This window comes from Bacillus sp. FSL R5-0397 (assembly GCF_038593395.1).
Taxonomy (GTDB): domain Bacteria; phylum Bacillota; class Bacilli; order Bacillales; family Bacillaceae; genus Bacillus; species Bacillus altitudinis.
This window is the reverse complement of the sequence record NZ_CP151992.1, coordinates 1333330-1356578: the sequence shown is the minus strand read 5'-3', so window position 1 is coordinate 1356578 and position 23249 is coordinate 1333330. Positions and strand designations below refer to the sequence as shown.

22 protein-coding genes are annotated in these 23249 nt (G+C 40.1%); 8 read left to right on the top strand and 14 right to left on the bottom strand.

Annotated elements, in window-relative coordinates:
• Nucleotides 1-72: 72 nt before the first annotated feature.
• The 4 genes from NSQ70_RS06830 to fadH all read right to left on the bottom strand — a co-directional run bounded on the left by NSQ70_RS06830 (nt 73) and on the right by fadH (nt 3707).
• Complete coding sequence (locus tag NSQ70_RS06830) at nt 73-315, bottom strand: DUF1797 family protein (protein WP_003212254.1); 243 nt, start codon at nt 313-315, stop codon at nt 73-75.
• A 184-nt stretch (nt 316-499) separates the two neighbouring features.
• Nucleotides 500-1396 carry a manganese catalase family protein gene (locus tag NSQ70_RS06825; RefSeq protein WP_019743902.1) on the bottom strand — a complete coding sequence of 299 codons (897 nt, stop codon included), beginning with the start codon at nt 1394-1396 and terminating at the stop codon, nt 500-502.
• A gap of 261 nt (nt 1397-1657) precedes the next feature.
• The gene (locus NSQ70_RS06820; protein WP_024719569.1) at nt 1658-2878 is read right to left on the bottom strand and encodes an EAL-associated domain-containing protein; all 1221 of its coding nucleotides are present in this window, start codon (nt 2876-2878) and stop codon (nt 1658-1660) included.
• Nucleotides 2879-2942: 64 nt separating this feature from the next.
• Nucleotides 2943-3707: a 2,4-dienoyl-CoA reductase gene (gene fadH, locus NSQ70_RS06815; protein WP_144678867.1), complete on the bottom strand. Its 765-nt coding sequence runs from the start codon at nt 3705-3707 to the stop codon at nt 2943-2945.
• A gap of 139 nt (nt 3708-3846) precedes the next feature.
• Between fadH and NSQ70_RS06810 the strand changes: the two genes are divergently transcribed.
• The 3 genes from NSQ70_RS06810 to NSQ70_RS06800 all read left to right on the top strand — a co-directional run bounded on the left by NSQ70_RS06810 (nt 3847) and on the right by NSQ70_RS06800 (nt 6709).
• Entirely contained in the window at nt 3847-4704 is an 858-nt protein-coding gene (locus tag NSQ70_RS06810; protein ID WP_277519245.1) for a metallophosphoesterase, read from the top strand.
• 156 nt (nt 4705-4860) lie between these two features.
• Nucleotides 4861-5358, top strand: coding sequence for a L,D-transpeptidase family protein (locus NSQ70_RS06805; protein WP_024719572.1), 498 nt, complete (start codon nt 4861-4863; stop codon nt 5356-5358).
• A gap of 73 nt (nt 5359-5431) precedes the next feature.
• Nucleotides 5432-6709, top strand: a complete 1278-nt coding sequence (locus NSQ70_RS06800; protein ID WP_008348012.1) for an MFS transporter — start codon at nt 5432-5434, stop codon at nt 6707-6709.
• Between the two features lie 64 nt (nt 6710-6773).
• On the opposite strand, the gene NSQ70_RS06795 is transcribed toward NSQ70_RS06800, so the two are convergent.
• Entirely contained in the window at nt 6774-6950 is a 177-nt protein-coding gene (locus tag NSQ70_RS06795; RefSeq protein WP_173407972.1) for a hypothetical protein, read from the bottom strand.
• A 165-nt stretch (nt 6951-7115) separates the two neighbouring features.
• On the opposite strand from NSQ70_RS06795, the gene NSQ70_RS06790 reads away from it, so the two are divergent.
• A complete protein-coding gene (locus NSQ70_RS06790) occupies nt 7116-7331 on the top strand; it encodes a hypothetical protein (protein WP_058337408.1) in 216 nt (71 codons plus the stop codon).
• A gap of 477 nt (nt 7332-7808) precedes the next feature.
• On the top strand, nt 7809-8270 hold the full coding sequence (locus NSQ70_RS06785) for a YkyB family protein (RefSeq protein WP_007498684.1): 462 nt from the start codon (nt 7809-7811) through the stop codon (nt 8268-8270).
• Nucleotides 8271-8305: 35 nt separating this feature from the next.
• On the opposite strand, the gene NSQ70_RS06780 is transcribed toward NSQ70_RS06785, so the two are convergent.
• The 3 genes from NSQ70_RS06780 to NSQ70_RS06770 form a co-directional block, all read right to left on the bottom strand.
• Nucleotides 8306-9214 (bottom strand): chemotaxis protein, encoded by a 909-nt coding sequence (locus tag NSQ70_RS06780; protein WP_024719666.1) that lies wholly within the window; start codon nt 9212-9214, stop codon nt 8306-8308.
• Nucleotides 9215-9287: 73 nt separating this feature from the next.
• Nucleotides 9288-10598, bottom strand: coding sequence for an MFS transporter (locus NSQ70_RS06775; protein ID WP_342502518.1), 1311 nt, complete (start codon nt 10596-10598; stop codon nt 9288-9290).
• A 125-nt stretch (nt 10599-10723) separates the two neighbouring features.
• On the bottom strand, nt 10724-11263 hold the full coding sequence (locus tag NSQ70_RS06770; RefSeq protein WP_045035146.1) for an RDD family protein: 540 nt from the start codon (nt 11261-11263) through the stop codon (nt 10724-10726).
• A gap of 300 nt (nt 11264-11563) precedes the next feature.
• Between NSQ70_RS06770 and NSQ70_RS06765 the strand changes: the two genes are divergently transcribed.
• Nucleotides 11564-11716, top strand: a complete 153-nt coding sequence (locus tag NSQ70_RS06765) for a hypothetical protein (protein ID WP_017367142.1) — start codon at nt 11564-11566, stop codon at nt 11714-11716.
• Nucleotides 11717-11780: 64 nt separating this feature from the next.
• Here the strand turns inward: NSQ70_RS06765 and NSQ70_RS06760 are convergent, their stop codons facing one another.
• Nucleotides 11781-12665 carry a cation diffusion facilitator family transporter gene (locus NSQ70_RS06760; protein WP_017359428.1) on the bottom strand — a complete coding sequence of 295 codons (885 nt, stop codon included), beginning with the start codon at nt 12663-12665 and terminating at the stop codon, nt 11781-11783.
• 294 nt (nt 12666-12959) lie between these two features.
• Here NSQ70_RS06760 and NSQ70_RS06755 point away from each other — a divergent pair, with 294 nt between their 5' ends.
• The gene (locus NSQ70_RS06755; RefSeq protein ID WP_007498694.1) at nt 12960-14132 is read left to right on the top strand and encodes an aminotransferase A; all 1173 of its coding nucleotides are present in this window, start codon (nt 12960-12962) and stop codon (nt 14130-14132) included.
• Between the two features lie 25 nt (nt 14133-14157).
• Here NSQ70_RS06755 and NSQ70_RS06750 read toward each other — a convergent pair whose 3' ends face one another.
• Together NSQ70_RS06750 and NSQ70_RS06745 are read right to left on the bottom strand one after the other, a co-directional pair.
• Complete coding sequence (locus NSQ70_RS06750) at nt 14158-15984, bottom strand: PAS domain S-box protein (protein WP_342502517.1); 1827 nt, start codon at nt 15982-15984, stop codon at nt 14158-14160.
• A 156-nt stretch (nt 15985-16140) separates the two neighbouring features.
• Complete coding sequence (locus NSQ70_RS06745; protein WP_138278460.1) at nt 16141-18264, bottom strand: penicillin-binding protein 2; 2124 nt, start codon at nt 18262-18264, stop codon at nt 16141-16143.
• Nucleotides 18265-18600: 336 nt separating this feature from the next.
• Here NSQ70_RS06745 and NSQ70_RS06740 point away from each other — a divergent pair, with 336 nt between their 5' ends.
• Nucleotides 18601-19398: a CAP domain-containing protein gene (locus NSQ70_RS06740; RefSeq protein ID WP_007498701.1), complete on the top strand. Its 798-nt coding sequence runs from the start codon at nt 18601-18603 to the stop codon at nt 19396-19398.
• A gap of 113 nt (nt 19399-19511) precedes the next feature.
• Here the strand turns inward: NSQ70_RS06740 and NSQ70_RS06735 are convergent, their stop codons facing one another.
• From NSQ70_RS06735 to NSQ70_RS06725, 3 genes are all read right to left on the bottom strand, one after another.
• Complete coding sequence (locus NSQ70_RS06735; protein WP_338704966.1) at nt 19512-20384, bottom strand: NAD(P)-dependent oxidoreductase; 873 nt, start codon at nt 20382-20384, stop codon at nt 19512-19514.
• 13 nt (nt 20385-20397) lie between these two features.
• Nucleotides 20398-21183 carry an SDR family oxidoreductase gene (locus tag NSQ70_RS06730; RefSeq protein ID WP_251210771.1) on the bottom strand — a complete coding sequence of 262 codons (786 nt, stop codon included), beginning with the start codon at nt 21181-21183 and terminating at the stop codon, nt 20398-20400.
• A gap of 76 nt (nt 21184-21259) precedes the next feature.
• The gene (locus NSQ70_RS06725; RefSeq protein WP_035392234.1) at nt 21260-23221 is read right to left on the bottom strand and encodes a methyl-accepting chemotaxis protein; all 1962 of its coding nucleotides are present in this window, start codon (nt 23219-23221) and stop codon (nt 21260-21262) included.
• Nucleotides 23222-23249: the final 28 nt, after the last annotated feature.

Genomic DNA, 23249 nt, shown 5'->3' with positions numbered 1-23249 from the left:
CATCACTTATGAAGTGTATGCTTCCGCAATCAACGAAGGAATTCTTAGAAAAAACATTTCATACGATTCAGCTTAGGATTGTAGAAGCTCAAAAATCTCAATCGAAATCATATCAATGTTGTCAAATGGGAAAGTGTTTGGCTTATCCCCTTGTTGAAAAACAGTCAATTCAAACGTTTGATTCTTTTCGAAATACTTAACACTACAGATTTTCTCACCGTTCACTTCGAAATAACGCTGTGCCGGCTCGTTTGCAGCTTCTGCTGTCTCTTGAAGACTTTGCAGCCTTGTAATGATACCCATTAATTGTGACATTCTAAAAAAAGACTCCTTTCAAAAAAACAACTCAAGATGAACCCGTATTGATTATACACAAGTCCTACAAAGCATCATACCATAAAGTGTTCTCAGATGATATTTTTCCTCTTGAATTCAAAAAAAGAAAAAGAATCTGTTTTTTTATTTTGAGTCTTTTTTCTTATCTCATGCATCTTGTTTTTTATAAACCGGCCGATCTCATCAGGCGTTTCGCAATTTCGTCAAAATCTTCTTTCGAAATACCTGGAGCAAACTCTTCCGGCAAATCTCTATAATCTGGCACGGGTGCACCTTTTGGCGTGCCCTCAATAACTGTCAGCGGCTTTCCATCAATCGGATGGTTTCCTTTCCAAATTTGATTGATATCCTTATAATCCGTATCACTAAATGTATACAGTTTTGTATGAATATTCTGATCTTCAAACTTTCTTGCAGAGTCAAAGTATTTATTGTCGAGATTTGGAATTGGCAGCATCTTCCCAACATCTACCCCTGTCGCTACCTCAAGGGCTTTTGCATACGCCACAACATGAACGCCGCCTCTGACAAGTAAATAACCGATCATTTCTCTTGCCGTAGGGTGATCCGTCATTTCATATACACGCATTTTATGCGTGCGAGCTCCGCACTCTAGGAAGAAGTTATGAAGAAGATCCAGAATCAGATTACCACTTGAGAACACATTCTCACCCGTCCACGGCTTTGCCATGGAGTCAAACGGATAGCCTGTTTGTGCCGTTTGGATAAAATGCTGCGTATTTCGTTTATCAACAGCCGCTTTCATCGGGGTCGTATCTGGATCGCCCCCATGGGTGGTTCCCGTAATCATGAGATTGACTGCAGTTGTCACAAGCTCTACATGACCGAATTCTTCAGCTGTAATACTTGATACAAGATCATAAAATGGTTTGAGCTTTCGTTTCCCTCTAAAGTTAAACGATTGAAACATGTAGTTGTTTAATGTGGACATTTCACCAAATTTTCCGCCGAGTAATTCTTGCACAGCCGCTGCACCATTTGCATCTGGGTGATCTGGCATTGGTAAATCAATCAGCAGCCGCTTGTCACGTTTGATCATGACTTTTCCCTCCTACTGTCTAACTATCATCATTTAAGGTGTATGGATGAATTGGGATGTCCTATGCATGAAGGGAATGATTGGCGCACAAAAAAAACTTGGCGGGGGTAGCGCCAAGTTTTTTGGATCTTGATCTGATAGAGGGGTTGGGGAACAGAGAGTAGATTCTCTCTATAACTAAATGATAATGATTATCAGTTTCATTGTCAACCATTTTTTCTATCTTTTTTCTAATAAAAAAAACAGCCTTGACGGCTGCTTTTAAATTAATCCTTCCTGCTCATATAGATAAGCATACGGAAGATCTACAAACAAATACACGTCTCCCTCTAACGGATAAGAAAACGTACGTATTCGTTCTCCAGTTTCTAAATCACTGTAGATATCGCTGAAAAATCCTTTTCCGCTAATTCTCATTTGAAGAATATTTGCTAGAAAATAAGGGCGCCAGCTCCAGTTTTTCTCTATATACTCTGGCTGAAACAGCCATTCTTTCTCTTTCTTAAACACATTTCCAGTGATTTGAAACCCTTCTTCATTACACATATAAATGCGAAAGCTGCAATCGGTTAGTTCAAGTGCCAGTTTTTGTATAAGTTCATCATTTGTGCTGCATGATTTTTTTAACGTACTGACGGCTTGATGAATTCGCTTATAAAAGGTTTCAGAATGTTCATAGACAGCTTGGAGTTTCTTTTTCTCATGGGCAATGAATTGTTGAAATTCTTCTTTAAGCTGCTCTTTTCGTTTGTTACGGTCAATTAATTGTGCGGCAGGCTCGTGAAGGTAGAAGCCTTGAAAATATCTTCCGCCATTTCTCCATGCATATTGCAGCTGAAAATTCGCTTCAATGTCTTCATAGATTAAAGCCGCTCCTATTTTTCTTGCAAGAAGTGAAATGCTGTATAACACATATTCATAGGAAGGAGATGGAGACGAAGCCCTTAAAGCCTGTAGATCTATTTTTAATAGATCAGGTGAAAGCAGAGCAATCCGGTCAAGATTGCTGCTTTCTTTTCCTATATTAGATACGGCGATTTTGATCCCATATGTACGATAATACGTTAACGTATGGTAAAGCTGTTCAATGTCGCCGCTAAACGTATGTTCAGTAATTTCAATGACAAACCGGTTAAGCTGAATACCCCTTGCTTCATATTCTTTTAAAAGTTCTAAAAAACTTTCGCCATGATCAAGCATGAGGACATTCGCATCATGATTAATAAAGATGAGCAAATCTTCATCTGCGGTCGTGAAGAGATCAAGCGCTTGACTTAATACTTTGTGATCTACTTCCAATTTATATTCGTCAGGAATAGATGAATCCGTAAAGAAGGAGCCTAGACTAACTGTTCCCGACTCAAGCTTCATTCTTCCAAGAATCTCATAGCCTATCACTTTTTGTTCCTCCGCACTGAAGATCGCTTGATAGTGCGGGAAAACATCTTCAATATTCGTTAAAATATCCAATGGATCGACCATTTTCATCACCTGCTTCTCTCTTTGTGTGATTATACCATATCAAAAGCAGGTCTTACACGGTCATTCAAAATGGTGATTGGTTGAGCCATTGCCCCCCATCCATCGTGATACAATCTCCATTAATATAAGATGCATGCTCAGATAATAAGAAACTCGCAAGTTCTGCAATTTCTTCTGGTGTGCCAAGTCTACCGAGCGGAACACTATCTAATGTTCTTTGGGCAGCCTCTTCTGATTCCCACAGTTTATCTGCACCACCTGTTCTTTCAATTGGCCCCGGCGCAATGGCATTTACGCGAATCCGATATTGCTTTCCCCATTCGACTGCAAGCGTTCGGGTAAGTGATAGTACGCCTGCTTTTGCGGCTGCTGAATGCGCTACACCAACACCAGCCCCCCATGCATATGTGGCGACCATGTTGATCATACTTCCGCTTTTCTTTTGACGAATCCAATAGTTGCCCACTGCATGGCTGCAAAAAAAGGTGCCATTTAGCACAATATCAATGACCGCTTTCCAGCCGTTAGGAGACAGTTTTTCTGCTGGAACTAAAAAGTTGCCTGCCGCGTTATTAATAAGTGCATCCACATCACCAAATGTATCTACCGCAAACTTCACCATTTGATCAGCATCTTCTGGATGTCGCACGTCCATTGGAAAATAAGCGATCGAACCACCTTGCTGTTTGATTTCATTTGCCGTTGTTTCAAGGGTCTCTTCTGTTCTTCCAGTAATCACAACATTCCAGCCCCCGAGTGCCAAATGAGTCGCCATCGCCTTTCCCATTCCGCTTGATCCTCCTGTGACAATCACTGTTTGCTTCGCCATTTGTTCTCCCCCTTTGTGTGTTTTGAATGACTATTCATTCATTATCCATCTATCATATCATGATTTCCCCTCCATACACCATATGGGAGATTCATCAAAAATCATGCTATACTTAATTTTATTTTTAAAGGAGTCTTATATGAAGCAACTTTCCCGTAGGCAGTTTTTAAAAGGAGCAGCTGGTGCGAGTATTCTCGGGCTTTTGGCAACCACATCCGGTTATGGCTATGCTCGGTACATTGAGCCGCGCATGATCGACACCGTATCACTCACCATTCATGATGCTCAGCTACCGGCTTCTTTTGACCAGTTTAAAATTGCGCAATTTAGTGATGTTCATTTAAGTGATACATTTCCGGCAAAAGATTTAGAGACTGTTGTCCAAAAGATCAACGCTGCATCTCCCGATCTCATTGTGTTTACAGGTGATCTTGTTGATTTTGAATCATCGATTAAAGAACATGAAAAAGCCAAAGCCTCTTTGTCTAAGCTTGATGCTCCGTTTGGAAAGTTTGCCATATGCGGAAATCATGACTACGGACCCTTTGGCATTGATGTATATGAAGAAACGATGAAAGCTTGCGGTTTTACATTATGTAAAAATGAAGTGTTTCACTTAGAAAAAGAAGGCGGACGCATACAGATCGCTACACTCGATGATCTCATGATGAGTATGCCTGATTACCATTTCATCAAACGAGAAGTCTCTTCTGATCTCTTTACGTTATTGCTTGTGCATGAGCCTGATGCCGCACTAGAACTTGAAACAACACCTATTAACTTGCAGCTTTCTGGGCATACGCACGGCGGTCAAATACAGCTTCCTTTCTATGGACCGATTCTCACAGCACCTTTTGGGCGTACATATGTCGAAGGCTTATACGGTAGCTATCAGCACCGTATCTATGTCAACCGCGGGCTTGGGACAACTAGACTGCCGCTTCGGTTTTTAGCCAAACCTGAAATCACTTTTTTCACCTTAACATCTCACGTGTAAAGAGAAGCCAAATCACCTTTTCCTGCATATGTATAAACAAAGATCTTTCTCATGACAAATGTTAGGAGAAACCTTACTGGGCCTGATCCCGTCCATATAGTATATGTGAGGCGGGGATCATGGCTTCTTTTATTTGAGTAAAAGGAGTGTGCTTTCGTGCTGCGATACACGGTAAAAAGTGGAGAAACACTTGCTTCTATAGCACTTGATTTTCGAACAACGACAGATGATTTAAAGGCTGCAAATCCGTCACTTCAAGCCCGCGAACCAGAACAAAATGAAGTCATCATCATCCCTGGGTTACCGGATCCTAACACGATCCCTTACCGCATATCTGTGTCAATTTCAGCGAAACGTCTCGTGCTGTTTTCTGGATCACAGCTCTTGCGCTCATACCCGATTGCAACCGGCAGAATATTAAACATGACACCGACAGGTTCTTATTATATTGTCAACAGACAGCCAAACCCAGGAGGTCCCTTTGGCGCCTATTGGCTGAGCCTTTCAAAAGTTCATTACGGCATCCATGGAACGAATAACCCGTCTTCAATTGGTAAAGCTGTGTCTAGAGGGTGCATTCGCATGTATAATCAGAATGTTATCGAACTTGCTTCAATTGTTCCAAATGGAACACCTGTGACCATTAGCCAGTAGGAGAAATCAATTGTACGAATGGTTAAAATTTTATATGATAGAAAGTGGGATCTTCAGGTTAAGGAGCGTATTTATGGATATTTTTAAAAACAGAAATTTTGTTCGTCTCTTTTTTGCAGCACTTGCCTCGCAAATGGGGACAACAGTAGGCAATATGGCGTTTGCCTTTTATTTGCTCGACCATTTTAGTCATCAGCCCGCTTATGCCACTTTAGCAGAGCTAATGTATTCACTGCCTACGATCTTTGTCTTTTTTATGGTCGGTGTGGTCGCAGACCGTTTTGATCGTAAAAAAGTCGCAGAGAATTGTGATTGGATACGAGCTGGGCTGACGATCGTTTTATTTATCGTCATTTATTTTAATTCACTGCCGCTTATTTTCTTGATCTTGTTTATACGAAGTGCCATTACGAAGTTCTTCTATCCAGCTGAAGCCTCTCTCGTTCAGGCCATTTTAAATAAAGATCAATATGCAAAAGCTGCTGGTTTAAATCAGATGCTGTTTAGTTTGTTTATGGTATTTGGTGTTGGAATTGGTGCTATTATGTATAAAACGATTGGACTTCACGGTGCCATTACCATTGATTTGGTCAGCTTTATTATTTCCGGTATTCTCATTCGATCATGCAATATTCCAATTGAAGCACGACAGCCTAATGGACAAGCAGGCTGGAAAGGCATGACCGTTAAAACGTCTCTAAAAGATTTTAAAGAAGGCATTCTCTATATTTTAAAAAATAAATTATTGGCTTCTTTAATTTTTGGCTTTTTTGTTTTTGGTCTTGTGAATGGCGCATTTGCCGTTCTTCCGATGTTTACAATGAAATACGGTCTTTCACCGGACCATTTTGAACTGCATACATCCTTTTTTACGATCGCAATCGGTGCCGGACTTCTAGTTGGAAGCTTACTTGGCTCTATTCTTGCGAAAAAGGTAAAGATGCAATATCTCATGTCGATTCCAATTCTAGTTGCAGGTATTTTAATTTTTGTCCTTGGTTCTACCCATACATTATGGTTATTTTATGTCACATCATTTGTCATTGGTACATGTATTGGTCCAGTCAACATTGTCATTGGAGGCTGGCTCCCAAGAATTGTTCACCCTCGTCTGATGGGACGCGTATCAGGGTGGGTTGATCCGCTTACCATGTTTGCACAATCAATGACGCTAGGTTTAATTGCCGTGTTATTTCCAAAGCTCATCACCAATGTTTCTTACATTTATTACGGAATGGGTATTATTATTTTACTCGTCTTCCTTTTTTACTTCATTACACTGCCAAAGTTCAGCAGAGAAGCTGCCGACTTAGATGTACAGCGTGAATTAAAAGGTCAGGGAGTACAATAGATGAAGCAAAAAGGACTTTCTTCTATAGAAAGTCCTTTTTTCATGGCAGTAACACAAACGACGCTTATTTTTTCTGCTCATCGAAATGAATTGAAGCAAAATGAACGATTCTATCGACTGTATAAATGCTAATAAATAAGATGAGAAAAAGAAGAAAAGGATGAATCGGCTGATCATCTATCACGTACACAATGCCTCCAACGACAAAAGCGACCAATAAAGGCGTTAAAATATCTTTCAATCTAAACCGTCCTTTCTGTTCTCATTGACTTTGCTCTTCTTATCTTATAACAAATTTTTCTTTTTATGAAATAAAAGGGATGTGTATAAATGCAATATTTTTAATAAAAATTCTTTACAATATTGGAAGTTTTATAGTAATATAGTCAGGTTGGAGGTGAGAGGTATGCTAAAAAGCTATTATTTTATTCATTCAAAAAATGAACAAGGACAATATGTTGTACATACAGAAGACTGCGCATTTTTAGGTGATGCAGCAAGCCGTACGTTGATTGGTCTGCACATGAACAGTGAAAGCGCCATGGATGAAGCCAAAAAAATGACGAGTGAAACTGATTTTAACGGCTGTTTTTACTGTGCTTATTCTAGCCATACGAAATAGTCCATGTTTTTAAGCCATATGTTCGACTTTGATTGTCTTGCATATGGTAAATTTTACACGATGAACCATCTATACTTTGATAAACTACCCATTGATTCAAATAGGTAGTTATCTTGTTATGATAGTTCACTTTGTATACATTTCACTACATCCTCTAATGATCGAAAACAAACGATCTTTTAACTTATGCACCCCTACTGCATCTTCTACCAATGCTCAGCCAATTCCTACCACTTGAATATTTAACATAATGGTATGCTTTTCATCTAAAACAGCGAGACATTCATCATAAAAGTGATAGAAAGATGTGTCGACCTCTTCAAATTTCAGCAAGGTTTCAACATTATGATTTTTGGCTATTTTAAATAATAACCATGTAATCTCATTGCTTTTTACAATAAGACTATTTGCAATTTACTAATAAAAACGTATAATTTATACTAAGCACAGGAAGACGAAAGACAAAGGAGAGAAAAAATGGACGATTATGCTCATACTAAAGACATAGAACCTACAGCAGAAAACATCGCAAAAGCCATTTATACTGTTAACCGCCATGCTAAAACCGCACCAAATCCCAAGTTTCTTTATCTTTTGAAAAAACGTGCGCTGCAAAAACTATTGCAAGAAGGTAAAGGAAGAAAAGTGGGCCTACATTTCTCTAACAATCCCAGATATAGTCAACAACAGTCCGACGTGCTGATTGAAATCGGAGATTATTATTTTCATCTGCCACCAACTAAAGAAGACTTCGAATTTTTGCCACACTTAGGAAATTTAAATCAATCATATCGCAATCCGAAAGCGAATATGTCATTAAATCGAGCGAAACAAATACTTCAAACGTATGTCGGTTTAAAAGAAAAACCTGCCGCCACAAAACAAAAATCACATTATACAAAACCCGTCTTCAAACGGCTCGGGGAAAGTTATTTTTAAACAGAAAAACCACTCAAAGCGAGTGGTTTTTTTCTTTAGATAATAAAATGATCTACTTTTTCAATCAGCTGATGAATTTCTGGTTTACTAATTTGATCATCTGCACCGATGGTTTCCCCTTTATGACGCAGATCGTCCGTAATTAATGAAGAGAAAATGAGAATTGGAATGGACTGTGTTAAAGGATTATCCTTCAGCAGCTTTGTTAATCGATGTCCATCCATTTTTGGCATTTCTATATCTGTAATAATCATATCAATTTCTTCTGTCACACTAATGCCTTTACTGACAAGATCCATGACATGGTCATATGCTTGTTTCCCATCTTCAAAGGTTACAATGTTTTTATAGCCTGCCTCGGTTAATTCATTTGTTAATAAGCGCATGAGAAGCGGAGAATCTTCAACAACATACAGCTTCTTCCCTGTTCTTCTCTCGTCTTTCTCACCGTCAAACATATGATATGTGTCTACGCCAGATGCGGATTCAATATCATAGATGATTTTTTCGTAATCTGGAAGGAAAATCATTTTCTCGTCAAGCTTGATGATCCCTGTTAAATGACGGTCCATTCCTTGATTGAGTGCAGTTGGTTTTTCAATCTCTTCCCAGCTGACGCGGTGAATTTGTGATACCGTTCCTGTATGGAACACAAATTTCCGTTGGTTGAATTCAGTCACAATGTATTTCTCTTGTTCTGACTGATCTGACTCGACATTAAAAAAGGAAAATAGATTGATGACTGGTAAAATCTCGCCTCGTAAACTAATCATCCCTTCTACATCTTGGTGAGAGTGCGGTATAACTGTCACCTCAACTGGCTGAATAATTTCTCTTACTTTCATGACGTTAATGCCGAATTGATTTGAACCAATTTCAAACTTCACAATTTCCAATTCATTAGTACCAGAGTCAAGTAAAATTTCTTGTTTGTTTAAAGCCACGGAAATCCCTCTATTCTTCAATATAAGATTGTACTTTTTATATCGGCAGCATGGGTAAAAAGTTGACGTTTCTTTACGCTTTCTCTCGCACGAATTGATGAATCACAAGTCCTATGGCTGCAAGGATGAGCAAAGACCCTAATGCAAGACGGCTTGCGAGATTCCCATGTGCTGCAAATAGCAGTGTGACGGAGCCATAAATGATGGGACCAACAATTGAAGACACCTTTCCCGAAAACGCAAAGAGACCAAAAAATTGCCCTCGTTTTTCTTTAGGCGTCAGCTCAATAATGAGGATTCGTGATGATCCCCAGCTTGCGCCAAGTGAAATTCCGAATAGACTGCCTGCTACCCAGAAGACCCATTCAGTTGTCGCTGTCACAGCTAGAATGAGCGCCACAATTAAAATGACATACACGACTGTAATCGAGCGCTTTGCCCCGATGGCCTTTGTGACATATCCGAATAGAAACGAGCCAATGATACTTGAAATCGTGGACACAAGATAAAGCAAAATAAATTGACCTGCCGTAAAGCCAATGATAATTTTCGCATAAACCGCCATCATCGCAATCGCTGTCTGCAACGCATCATTCATAAAAAAGAAAGCGATCATAAAAATAAAGGCCGGTTTGTACTGCTTCATCTCTTTAAACGTACGAATAATCTCTTTATACCCGCTGAAAAAAGACGCCTTTTTCTCTTGCTGCGGGAGAGGTTGAGGATCCTTTATAATAAAGAGAAAGGGAAGAAAAAAGAGAAAGAATAAAAGGGCTGTCGGAATAAATGCTTCATGAAACTGGTCATTTCCTACAAGTAAATAAACAGAAAGGCCGACAAGTGTACCTAAATAGCCGACAGCAATACCGAATCCAGAAATGAGGGGGATTTCATCCTTTGTCCCAAGATCGGGCAAAATGGTGTCATAAAAAACAAGACTAGAGTGATAGAAAAATTTGGCGATGACGAACAAAGTAACCACCACCAATAAGGAGACAGGAAGACCAAACCATTCGCTTGAGAAATCAACCCCAGCAAAGATCCCCATCATAAAGGTACAGGCAATGCAAATCAGGGTAAACACCGTGATATACCGCTTCTTTTTCCCTGTACGATCAATCAGCACACCGTATAAAGGCGTAAAAATGACGAGGAAAAAGCTTGCAAGTGCGTTCGCATAAGAAATAAATGTACTGGCGATTTGATCCATCCTCGCACTGTCGCCTATCGTCTCCTGCAAGTAAAATGGGAAGAAAATGGTGATCATATTCGATGAAAATATCGTATTTGCAAAATCATACAATGCCCAGGCCAAAACAGGTGCTGTGAAAAAGAGCCCGAAGCTTGCCCCTTTTTTTTGAACAGTCATTTTCCCTCTTTTCAATAGATTGACTCCCTTCTCTGCTTTTATTTTCACTATCATTCTACTTTATGTGACGTTTCCCTCTTCCATACAAGCAATCTATACAAAAAGCACCCCTTACTATTTAGCAGAGGTGCTTCTTTTCATTATTTCTTTACGACAATGGTACTTGCAATCAAATCGTGAAGTGCTTGTTTTTTTTCTGTGAAAAACGCAATGATGTAGCCAATACATAAGATTGGAGACAAAAAGCCTTTTGCAAAAAAGCGGCCTGTCGCGCGCCCGAATGTTATTTTTCCACCCGTTACTTTTGTCACTTTGATTCCAAGAGCCATTTTGCCAAGAGTTCCTTGCAGCTTTGATGATTCCATGATCGCATAATACAGCCAAGTCACCGCGATACCGACTAAAATCGTTACGCCATAGAAAAAGATAAAGCCCATTATGACTGCCCATTCTTCATCCGTGATCACCGTTGAAGAATAGTAATAGCTATCATCATACATTAAAAATGCCGCCTCAGGGCTTGAGACAAAAAAGAGTGTTGCGAGAATAAATACAATGAATGAAAATGGTACACTAATAATGACACCGTCTAAAAGATGAGCAAGAAAACGATAACCTACACCAGCTAGTTCAGGATGTTTTTCTTCTTGAATAGGTGCTTCTGACATGTTTGTTTCCATCCTATTTCTCCTTTATTATGTATGTTTTCTATAAATTTCTTATAATCATTCGTTATTATATCTTATGAATATCGCAAGATCAATGGAGCTTTACATTTTTACATGAATTTTAGATCATTTTTCAAAGATGATTTATGTGAATAAATACTGAAAATTCACAGAAATTATGGCACATCTAGTTCTTTCAACGCCTGATTTTTTAACATTTTGTGATATTTTTGTCTCATTCCGATTCTTCTGTTGACAATCATGTTTCACATGGTACAATAGTCAAGGATTTTTTAAAGAAAGGTGTTCATGATGGGAACTGTCGTACTATTAAAGAACAACGAAATGACTGTGATTGAAGATATTTGCGAAGCTGATTTTTTAGATATGAAACATGGTTTATCTAATGAAGATGCTGCTTATATCTCTTGGTATGAAGATTACGATACTGCTTATGGATATTGATTTCATTTCATAGATGAAGCGTAAAAAAAGGCGATACAACCTTCAAAGAGGTGGTATCGCCTTTTTACGTTTGTGTGCTTCTTTCACTTTCAGGTTCTACATGAATAAAGATTTGTGCATGCGGAAACGCCTGCTGAATGTTCTCTTCAATTCGATCACATAATTGATGAACATCTTCAATGGTTGTTTTTCCATGAACAATCAAATGGAAGTCAATATATTCTTCAGCACCGGATCGTCTTGTTCGAAAGTCATGATATTCAATGAATTCTTGACTGAATGTTTGAATGATGGCCTCTATCGCTTGTTCTTCTTCCGGGGTTAACCGGGCGTCGACAAGCGGCGGGAAGGCTTCCTTCATGAGTTTAAACGCTTCACGCATAATATAGAGCGCTAGCACCATTCCAATAATCGGATCGAGGAAATACCAGTCCGTTAATGCAACAAGCAATAAACTAATGGCAACCCCTAGTGACGTAAACACATCTGTTAAAAGATGCAGTGCATTCGATTTCATGGCAACAGAATGTACTCGCTCTGCCTCCTTGTTCACAACTCTCGACACAACAAAATTGATAAGTGCCCCGATCAGCATGACCACAATACCAAGTACCGGCAGTTTAACAGGCTCAGGATGCATTAATTTATGAACACACTCATAAATGATCCAAATCCCAGCAACAAAAATTAACAAAGTTTCAATCGTTCCAGAAATATTCTCAACTTTTCCATGTCCATAAGGATGTTTTGAATCTGCCGGCTTTCTTGAAATACGAACAGAGATAAATGCAATAAAAGAGGCCATTAAATCGAGAAAAGAGTGAATGGCTTCTGATAAAACCGCAACAGATCCAGTTAACACCCCTACAATGATTTTAAGGACCACAACAAACGTATTACTCATGACGGATAAAAAGGCTATTTTCGATGTCTTTGCTGATTGATCCATCTATTATCGTCCTCCTTCTGGAGATCGTATGCCTGTGAAAGCAATTCCCATGACTTGATTCTCTCGTTCTTTCAGTTTATACCGTTTTGCCTTATTCTAATCATCTTAAGCAGAGCTGTATTTTCCGAGCAGGTTACGCTATAATAAATGTTGCTCTTTCTTCATATATCACTCATGCTGTGATGGATAGGAGAATAGACTACATATAACGATATCCGAAGCCTTTCCGCAGGTGACATTTATGCAGTGAATGGTAAAATAGGATAAAAACATAAATTTTTAAGGTGATGAGAAATGGAGCATTTGCTGAATCCAAGAGTAAAGGATATTGAAATTTCAGGCATTCGAACATTTTCAAATCTCGTATCTTCATATGAGGATGTCGTTTCATTGACCATAGGTCAGCCCGATTTTTATACGCCGCATCATGTCAAAACAGCTGCCAAAACAGCCATTGACGAGAATTTCACCTCGTATACTCATAATGCTGGATTTTTAGAGCTAAGACAAGCGATCCAGCAGTACATCAAAAAGAAAGTCCATCTTGATTATGATGCAGAGACAGAAATCATTGTGACAACAGGTGCGAGTCAAGCAATTGATGCTGCGTTTCGAACCATTTTGACTGAAGGCGATGAGGTCATCCTGCCCGGCCCTGTGTACCCTGGCTATGAACCGATCATTCGGATGTGCGGTGCGGTGCCTGTGCATATCGACACAACAAATGCCGGTTTTAAATTAAACGCCAAGCTGATTGAAGATGCATTAACGGAAAAGACAAAGTGTGTTGTCCTTCCATACCCTTCAAATCCAACTGGGGTCACGCTATTAGAAGAAGAATTGAAAGAAATTGCACAGCTTCTTGAAGGAAAGGATATTTTTATTCTATCTGATGAAATTTATAGTGAGCTGACATTTGATCGTCCGCATCATTCCATTGCTTCTTTCTTAAAGGAACAGACGATTGTCATCAATGGATTGTCAAAATCTCATAGCATGACCGGATGGAGAATCGGCTTTTTATTTGCTTCCGCTCCTATTGCTAAACATGTATTAAAAGTACATCAATATAACGTGTCTTGTGCCTCGGCTATCTCACAAAAGGCGGCACTTGAAGCAGTGACAAATGGTGTGGATGATGCACTAATCATGAGAGAGCAATATAAGAAAAGACTCGACTATGTATATGATCGACTCATTTCTATGGGGCTTCCGGTCATTAAGCCTTCCGGCGCTTTTTATATTTTCCCTTCCATTGAATCGTTTGGGATGAGTTCATTTGATTTTTGCATGGAGTTGTTAGAAAGTACAAGACTTGCGGTCGTACCTGGTTCTGCTTTCTCTTCACTCGGAGAAGGATATGTGCGCCTTTCCTATGCATATTCACTTGAAACGTTAAAAGAAGGACTTGACCGTCTCGAACAATTTGTTCTTGAAAAGCGTTCCATACAATCAATAGACGGATGAAACAACGGCTCTCTTGCCGTTGTTTTTATTTTGCGGGAAACATGATGTGAAACACAGTCCCTTTCTCTGGGTGGCTATCTACCCGGATGGTTCCGTTGTGATTTTCTAAAATATTAAATGTCACCATGAGCCCAAGTCCTGTTCCCTTTTCTTTTGTCGTTAAAAAAGGTTCGCCGATCCGCTTCATGACCGATTCAGGAATACCAATTCCTTCATCTCTAATCGTGACAAGTATCCCTTCTTTTTCGGCTTTGGCGGTAATGTCTACCTTCCCTCCGTCCGGCATGGATTCGACGGCATTTTTGATTAAATTGATAAACACCTGCTTCAGCTGGTTTTGATCCCCATTCATCAGGAGATCCTCCTCGATATCACTTGTGTTCATCAAAATTCCATTTAAGTTGGCCTGTGTTTCTAGCAGAGCGGTGACTTCGCTAATGATTTTTTTCAAATCAAGCGTCTGCATGGATGCTGTTTGCTGCGGCTTCGCAAGCATTAGTAGCTCACTTAAGATGATTTCAATCCGGCTCAGCTCAGAGAAGACAATTTCAAAATATTGATCACGGTCTTTTGTTTTTGGTTTAATGAGCTGTAAAAAGCCCTTAATCGCCGTCAGTGGATTCCTTATTTCATGTGCAATGCCTGCTGCCAATTGACCTGCGATTGATAATTTTTCAGAGCGCAGCATGAGTTCTTCTGTCTGTTTTCGTTCAGATATATCTCTTAAAATAATTTGAACGGCTGTTTCACCAAAAAATGTGGTAGGGATACAAACCATTTCTGTATAAATCAACCGGTGTTTAAACGTATGGCAGCTCATCGTCACAATCTCAGAATCTGATGCTCTTTCGATTATACGTGATAAGCTCTTTTTGACTTTTTGCTGATCACATGAATGGATTTGATGAAAGATATCTTTTCCGATTAATTTATCGTAATGTTCGGCTTCAAATAATTTAATACCTGATTCATTCATAAATACCCATTTATGATCGTGGATGACGGCAATGGTATCAATAGAATTTTGGATAAGCAGCTGATACCGCTCTCTGCTTTTCTGAAGAACGGTTTGAAATTTTTTACGGGAAGAGATGTCCACTAATAGTAAAAGTTCTGCCCGTTGATTTTGATAAATTGCCGGAGATGACTTCACTTCAATATGAATCATGCTCCCGTCTTTCCTTTTCCATATTTGTTCAATCATTCCGACTGGAAGGCCTTGCTGCAGTCTTTTGATTCGGCTTCTCACAATGTCATGGTACTCCTCGGCAATAAAATCAAACGCAGACTTGCCGATCATTTCATCTTTTGTACATACACCCATTAATTGCAGCATCGCATCGTTGGCATACACAATTTTCCCAAGCGCCGTAATACATAACGGATTTGGCAGCATGGCAATCAGATTTTCAGCTTCACTGACATCTTGGAAAGCCGGTAGACTGCCTAACGACTGTTCTGACATTTCTGTTGGTTGAAATGCTGCTTTTTGAGGCTCTGTATTCATTACCCTCATTTTCAGGATCATTTCTCTACTTAAATCGTTGTCTAACCCATCACAAGCTACAAAATCAATGCTTGCTTCTACCCATACAGCTGTAAGATCACTTCTAAGCAGTCTAAAGTGGCAAATCTCTAGCATGTGCTGATTATAGAAATAACTTTCGACGAGAAATTGATCTTCGGTATGAACAAAGTCTTTCAAAAAACACCCTAGTAAATCCTTTTGTTCATAGAGCAAAAGCTGCTTACAATTGGAAGAAATGTAGAGAAAGCGGCCATTAGAAGAAAGAACGGCATGTAAATCAATATTCGAGTACAGCTGATTCGAATCTTTCATTTTTTGTTCCATCGTCGTCCGACCCTCCTTTAATTTTTTTAGGGTTGTCCTTAGTTTGATGTATAAAAAGGATTCGCTAGAAAAACCGTATTTTCCTCCCAATCTCGTGTGAAACGTCCATATTTTCAGCAAAAAGGGAGCACTTTCTCTTGCTGTGCTCCCTGCTGTTTATTGCTTTTCATATTTCTTTTGTAATTCAACGTACTTATCAACAATTTTACTTGGAATGGTTTTAATGACAGGATCTTTATCTGATACATACGGTGTGACGACACTAAATGCCACTTTCGGATTGGAAGAAGGATAATATCCTCCAAAGGTTAAATTGTACGTGGCATTCCCCCACCAACTCCGGTTGGCACCATAGTAGAAGGTTTGGGCTGTACCCGTTTTCCCTGCGACATCATGCTGACCGAACCGGCCAGCGGCAGTCCCGCCTGTTGATGTGACCATTTTTAGTCCCATTTTGACACGGTCAATATCTGCTTTCGAGTTGTTAATGGTGTTCAGCACCTTCGGCTCATATTTCTTCACAACAGGACCTACTTCTTCCTTATTCGTTGGGAAGTGAACACTTTTCACCACTCTTGGCTGAATACGGTTACCTCCATTTGCGATGGTCGACATGTATTGTGCGACTTGAAGTGGTGTATACGTGTCATACTGGCCAATCGCTTCATCAAGTAAGAGTCCGCCGACTGTCTTAGGATGCGTCTGCATTCCGCTTGATTCCTGCGGCAAATCGATGCCTGTTTTTACGCCAAGACCGAATTGAGCATAGTAGTTTCTCATTTTTTGTAAGTGTTCAGGTCTTGCCGGTAACGGGCCATCCTTTTGATAGGTGATCCCTGCCATTCTCATCGCTACTTGGAACATGTAAACGTTGGAACTCTTTTGGAGTGCCTGAAGGTCGTTAACCCACCCAAGATCTTTGTAAGACCTCTTCGGTTTTCCACTTCCCGCAAAATACAGCGGTGTATCCGTATAGGATTGGTTGTGTGACATGCCATCTTGATAACCAGAGAGGACAGTAGCTCCTTTGACAACAGAGCCCATTTCATACTGAGTCGTAAATGTTCCGATCGCATAATCTGTGACGTCTCTTCCGTCCATTTTCTTACCTGACATTGCGAGAACATCACCTGTGTTAGGGTCCATCATCACAACAAAGGCACGGTCCATCATATAGTTTCTTGCACTAGCGGATCTTAGCTCTGATTCAACGATTTTGTCGACTTCCTTTTGCAGCTCCATATCAAATGTGAGTGCAAGGTCAAGTCCTCTTCGTCCTTCTGTCCGCTTGATTTCATCAAGCAGTTTGCCGCCGACCTGTGTATATTGAACAGTTGCTTTTTCTGGATTGAGAAAATCTTCATATTGATATTCTAAATAACTTTTTCCTACTCGGTCATTTCTCGAGTAACCTCTTGCCATATAGTAATCTTCACGCTCTTTTATAATACCTTGCTCTGGGGTGGTGACACCGCCAAGGACATTATAGAGGGTTTTTTCATACGGATATTTCCTTGTCCAGTCATTGATGACATTTACACCAGGCAGTTCATCAAGATGCTCTGATACAAGTGAGATCTCTTCGTATGTCAAACTTACGGATGATGTCTGTTTTGATTCTTTTGTTTCATCAAGCAGCGCAACTTTTTCGTCCCCTTTTTTCTCTTCGTTCGGGTCCATTGCTTTCACGATTTGAGGTTCAAAGGCATATCCGCCTGTAAACCTGCGATAGATCGCTGCAACTGCTTTTTCCTCTGCATCTTTTTCGATCGCCTTGACTTCTTTCTTAGGCACACGTTCTACTTGAAGAGGATAGACATCTTTTGCTTTAAGATTCTTTTGCTCTGCTTTTGAAATGAGCTTATCCGCTTCTTTCGGATGGCTGGCCAGCCAAAAATCTCGAATGTCACGCTCTCTCAAAAAATCTGTATCCATTTTTATATAAGTCGCAAGTTTTCTTGCTACTTTAATCTTATCCTCCGCTTTCACACCGCTTTCTGATGTATAAACGATGGCAGGTACACTTTCGTTATCAACAACGACTCTTCCTCTCGCGTCATACATTTTTCCTCTTGGAGACGGGTATGATGCTGTTTTGACCTCAGTTCGGTTGGCTTGCTTTTTATAATCCTCACCATTGACGATTTGCAGCACACCGAGCTTGATGACAAGTCCAGCAAATAAACTAAATACAGCGAAGAAAAAGAGATTAATTCTCCAGGCGTTCCGGCGCTTCATTTTTTTCTGCTCGGCAGCCCCTTGATGCTGTTTCTCTCCCACTTATGTAGCTCCTCTCATCCTTTCAATCTTTTACAATTACCACTCATTATTGTAACACTTTTGTAATAGTTGTTACAGCGAAACAAGTGAAAAAAAGCTGTCAATCCCTATTCTGCAAAAAAATATACTAACACTTTAAAATATTGGTATGTTTATGTCGTTTTCTTTAAATAGAAAGATTCTCCATTCATTGATATGAGGAGATTCTTTCTATGACTTTAACAAAAATGACAAATGGGCGTTGTCAATGGAGGATGCTGGTACGTTTATAACAAAAAGTCCATGTTATGATTTTCTGTGAGAAAACAAAACAAAGATTTTAGGAGGAGTTACAAAATGAAAAAGAAATCATTCATTTTTTCAGCGCTGACAGCTGCTGCATTGATCACGTTCACTGGAGGGCATTCAGCTGATGCGAAAGAGCTTAACCTGAAACAAGTCATAAACGTACAGCATCAAGCCATTGATCTTCATACATTAGCTGCAAAATTACATATCTCTTCAGATGTAAACAAGCTAAGCACTTCAAATCAAAAAGAGATCGAAGCTCTATTAAACAAGCTGATCAAAAGTGGTCAACCTGTTACTGGAACAAAAGTGGTGAAAGAAGTAAACAAAGCAAAAAATGAGCAAAAACAAGAATCAGTGAAAAAACCAGCTGCTTCTAAACCAAGCACACCAGCAAAAGAAAACACAACGAACAACAGCTCAAAATCTGATCAAAAAGACACAACTGCAACAAAAGCAGACAGCAGCTTAAATGCATTTGAACAAGAAGTGGTTGAGCTGACAAATAAAGAGCGTGCAAAACAAGGCTTAAAAGCTCTTTCTGTTGATTCTAAATTAAGCAAATCTGCTCGCGCTAAATCACAAGATATGAAAGATAAAAACTATTTCTCACATACAAGCCCAACTTACGGATCTCCATTTGATCAAATGAAGCAATTTGGTATCACGTACAAAACAGCAGGTGAAAACATTGCGCAAGGTCAAAGATCACCTCAAGAAGTAGTCACAGCTTGGATGAACAGTGAAGGTCACAGAGCGAACATTTTAAACAAAAACTATACACATATCGGTGTAGGTTATGTAAAATCTGGTAACTACTGGACGCAGCAATTCATCGGAAAATAAGATCAAAAAACCTGTCTCTTTTCGGGACAGGTTTTTAGTTTGTCTTCTTTTTTCAGCAATGTGAGGGCTTGTTTACACGCTACAAACTGTTCCACGTAGGCGGGGCAGTTTTTTTATTTCACCCATAATTTATAGATGCTTTGTGTTCCGCTGTTTTCTTCGCCCTGTTCGCTGAGCTTTTCATATAATGACTTCGCTAGTGACAGGCCTGGCATCTCTTCTCCCATCAGCTCTGCTTCTTCAAGTGCAATGCCCATATCCTTAATAAAATGCTTCACATAAAATCCTGGCTCGAAATCACCTTTCAGCATTCTTGGTGCAAGGTTTGACAAAGACCAGCTGCCGGCTGCTCCTGTTGTGATGCTTTTAAGTACCTGCTCTGGATCAAGTCCTGATTTTTCCGCATAAGCCATTGCCTCTGCCACACCTACCATCCCTGCTGCGATAGCAATTTGGTTACACATTTTTGTATGCTGACCACTTCCTGCAGGTCCTTGATATTGAATGTTTTCGCCCATTTGCTGAAATAGCGGCAGGCACGCTTCATAGGCTGCTTTTTCTCCGCCAATCATGATGGCCAGCGTGCCGTTTTGGGCTCCAACGTCTCCGCCAGAGACCGGCCCATCTAATGCAAATAGTCCTTTTTCCTTCGCTTTCGCTTCAATTTCTTTTGCCAGCTGAGGTTTCGATGTGGTCATATCAATGAGGTATGTACCATGCGCAGCATGTTCCAAGAGTCCATCTTCTCCTAAATAGACTTCTTCTACATCTGATGGATAACCGACCATTGTGATGACGGCATCTGCCTCCTTTGCGATCTCCTTTACGGTCGATTTCCATAGAGCACCTTTTTGAACCAATGTGTCTGCCTTTTCTTTTGTTCTTGTATAAACGAGAACTTCGTAGCCAGCATCCATTAAATGCCCTGCCATACTACGTCCCATTACACCGATTCCAATAAAACCAACTGTTTTGATTTGTGCCATCAAGAATTCCTCCTTATAGAGACTTTGTCAATCCACCATCAATGATGAGGGTTTGACCTGTCATATATGTATTGGCTTCAGATAAAAGAAAAGCCGCATATGCTGCAAATTCCTCTGGCAGTCCGTAACGGCCCAGCGGAATCATCCGTTCAGCTTGTGCTTTGATCTCTTCAACCGATTGTTGCTCCTCCTGTGCACGGTGTTTGTCCAACTGTTTCACGCGCTCTGTTTCAATTTTCCCCGGGGCTAAGGTATTGATCAAAATACCATCTTTGGCAAGCTCCTGGGCAGCTGTTTTTGTCCAGCCGGTAATGGCCGGTCTAAATGTATTCGACAGCATCAAGCCTGGGATCGGTTCTTTGACCGACATAGATGCAATATTTAAAACTCGTGCACCTTGTTTTTTTAAATACGGCAAGGCTTCTTTTAATAACCGAATATAGCTGAGTAAATGAAGCTGAAAGGATTCCATCCAATCTTCATCTGTTAAGGTTTCAAGTGTTCCTGTTTGAGGACCGCCTGTATTGTTCACGAGTATATCAAGGCGTTTTTCATCACCTGCTGCTGCGACGACAAGCGCTTTAATTTGCTCGGCATCAGATACATCACATACTTGATACGTCAGCTTCCCTTTTACAAGCGGGGATAATTCTTTGACCGCTTCTTGCAGCGTGTGCTCATGTCTTCCCGAGAGCATCACATCTGCTCCCTCTTTTGCAAGATGAAAGGCAATGGCTTTACCGATACCTTGACTGCTTGCAGCGACCAATGCTTTTTTTCCAGATAGATTAACATGCATGTTGGCACCCTCCTCTGTTCATATTTTATCATACAAAAAGAACCTTGCTCACATGGCAAGGTTCTTTTCTGCAAGATTATAGTTTAAACCGATTGACTGCCTGACGCAGTGCCTGACTTGATTCGTTCAACATTTCTGTTGAAGTTTTCGTTCTTTCTAAAGCTTGTACTTGTTCGTCTGTGGAAGCATGTACTTCCTCAGCTGAAGCGGCGGATTCTTGTGAAATGGCCGCAATACTTTGAATGGAATCATTCATTTTCTGCTGTTCTTCAGTCATTTCATTGATTTGTGTATGAATGCTGTCAATGGAGCCGACAAGTGCCTGCATTTCCATTGTGATACTGCTGAGTGCCTCACCTGTTGAATTGATGGCATCACCTTGTTCTTCATTCATTTTGCTTGCTGCTGTCATCGCTTCAGCTGCCTTTTTCGATTCATCTTGAATGAGTTTTACGGTTTCACTAATATGTTTCGTTGATTCTGCAGATTGTTCAGCCAGCTTTCTGACTTCTTCTGCAACAACAGCAAATCCTCTTCCGCTTTCTCCTGCTCTCGCTGCTTCAATACTTGCATTCAGTGCGAGTAAATTCGTTTGATCTGAGATTTCAGAGATCGCTGTTACGACGTTTTCAATATTTTTTGTTTTATGCTCAAGGTCAAGCAGCATTTGCTCTACCTTCTTCGATTCTTCATTCGCTTGTGTTGATTTTTGGACGAGCAGACCAAGAGCATCAAGTCCTCTATAGCTTGCATCTTCCGATGATTTTGAGTTGGTTTGCATTTGCGTGGCAAGCTCACCCATATGACGAACTTTTTCATACAAATGCTCTGATTTTTCATTAATGGTTTCCGCTTCTGATGCTTGTTTCGTCGCTCCTACAGCGACCTCTTGAATAGCCGTTGCAATCTGTTCACTAGACAGCAAGGTCTCGTTTGAAATTTGGGTCACTTCATCCGTTGATTTCACAACCTGATCTGAAGACTCTTTCACTTTTTCAATTAAATCCCTGATGCCTTCAGTCATTTGATTAAAGCTTTTCGTCAGGAACCCTATCTCATCCTGAGACTTCGACTCAAGCGAGCTGGTTAAATCGCCTTCAGACACTTTACGAACATGCTCGATGAGGCGTTTAATTGGTGTTGTAATGCTTCTAGCCAATAAGTAGCTTAGAATCATGGCAAGTATAATGGCAATGACAGAAATAATGATACTTGTCTGATTCATTTGTTCAGTGATCCAAAGAAGTTTCTTTTTCTCGAAGCTCACACCGATCGTCCAGTTTGCCTCTTTAATTTTTGAGATGACGGTCAGCTGTTTGTCATCATCAATACCCGAGTTGTCGATCGCTTTTTTCACAGAAGCGACTTTTGAGATATTTTTTCCTTGCTCTGTTGGATGTGCCAAAATGGTCCCTGTGCCGTCAACTAAGAAAGCCGTTCCCATATAAGGAATCTTTTGTTCTTTTATATAAGACTGAATGGAAGCCAGTTTCAAGTCAAGTCCAGCGACACCGACTACTTTCCCGTTTCGTACGATCGCCTTTGTGGCTGAAACGACCATTTCATTTGTTGCTTTATCAATGTACGGATCTGTCCATAGGACTTCGTCAGGCTTTTCAGCCGCTTGAATATACCAGTCTCGTTTAGACGGATCATACCCTTCACCAAAATCGGACTCCGGGAAAGCGAACATTTTACCATCACTTGTTCCTATATAGGCAAGCGAGATGAGTTCATCCTGCTCCTGCAATCCTTTTAATTCATCGTTTTCAAATGCCAATGTCTGCTTTGTTTGTTTCTGTGCAAAATCTTCAGTAAGTGTACTTGTTGCCAATTTGTTAATCGTATCACCGTAATTCTCAAGCTTTAGTGCTATGATGTCTCTCATGCTTTCTGCCGTTGCTGCTGTCGTTGTTTTCGCATCTCGTTCAATCAGTGGTCTTAATACTAAATTGGAACCCACTTGAACTGCGACAACGGTTAAAATTAAAATAACTGAGATGAAAACAGCTATTCTCACTTGAAGTTTCTTAAACATCTCATCACCCCTACATCCTACTTTCGCA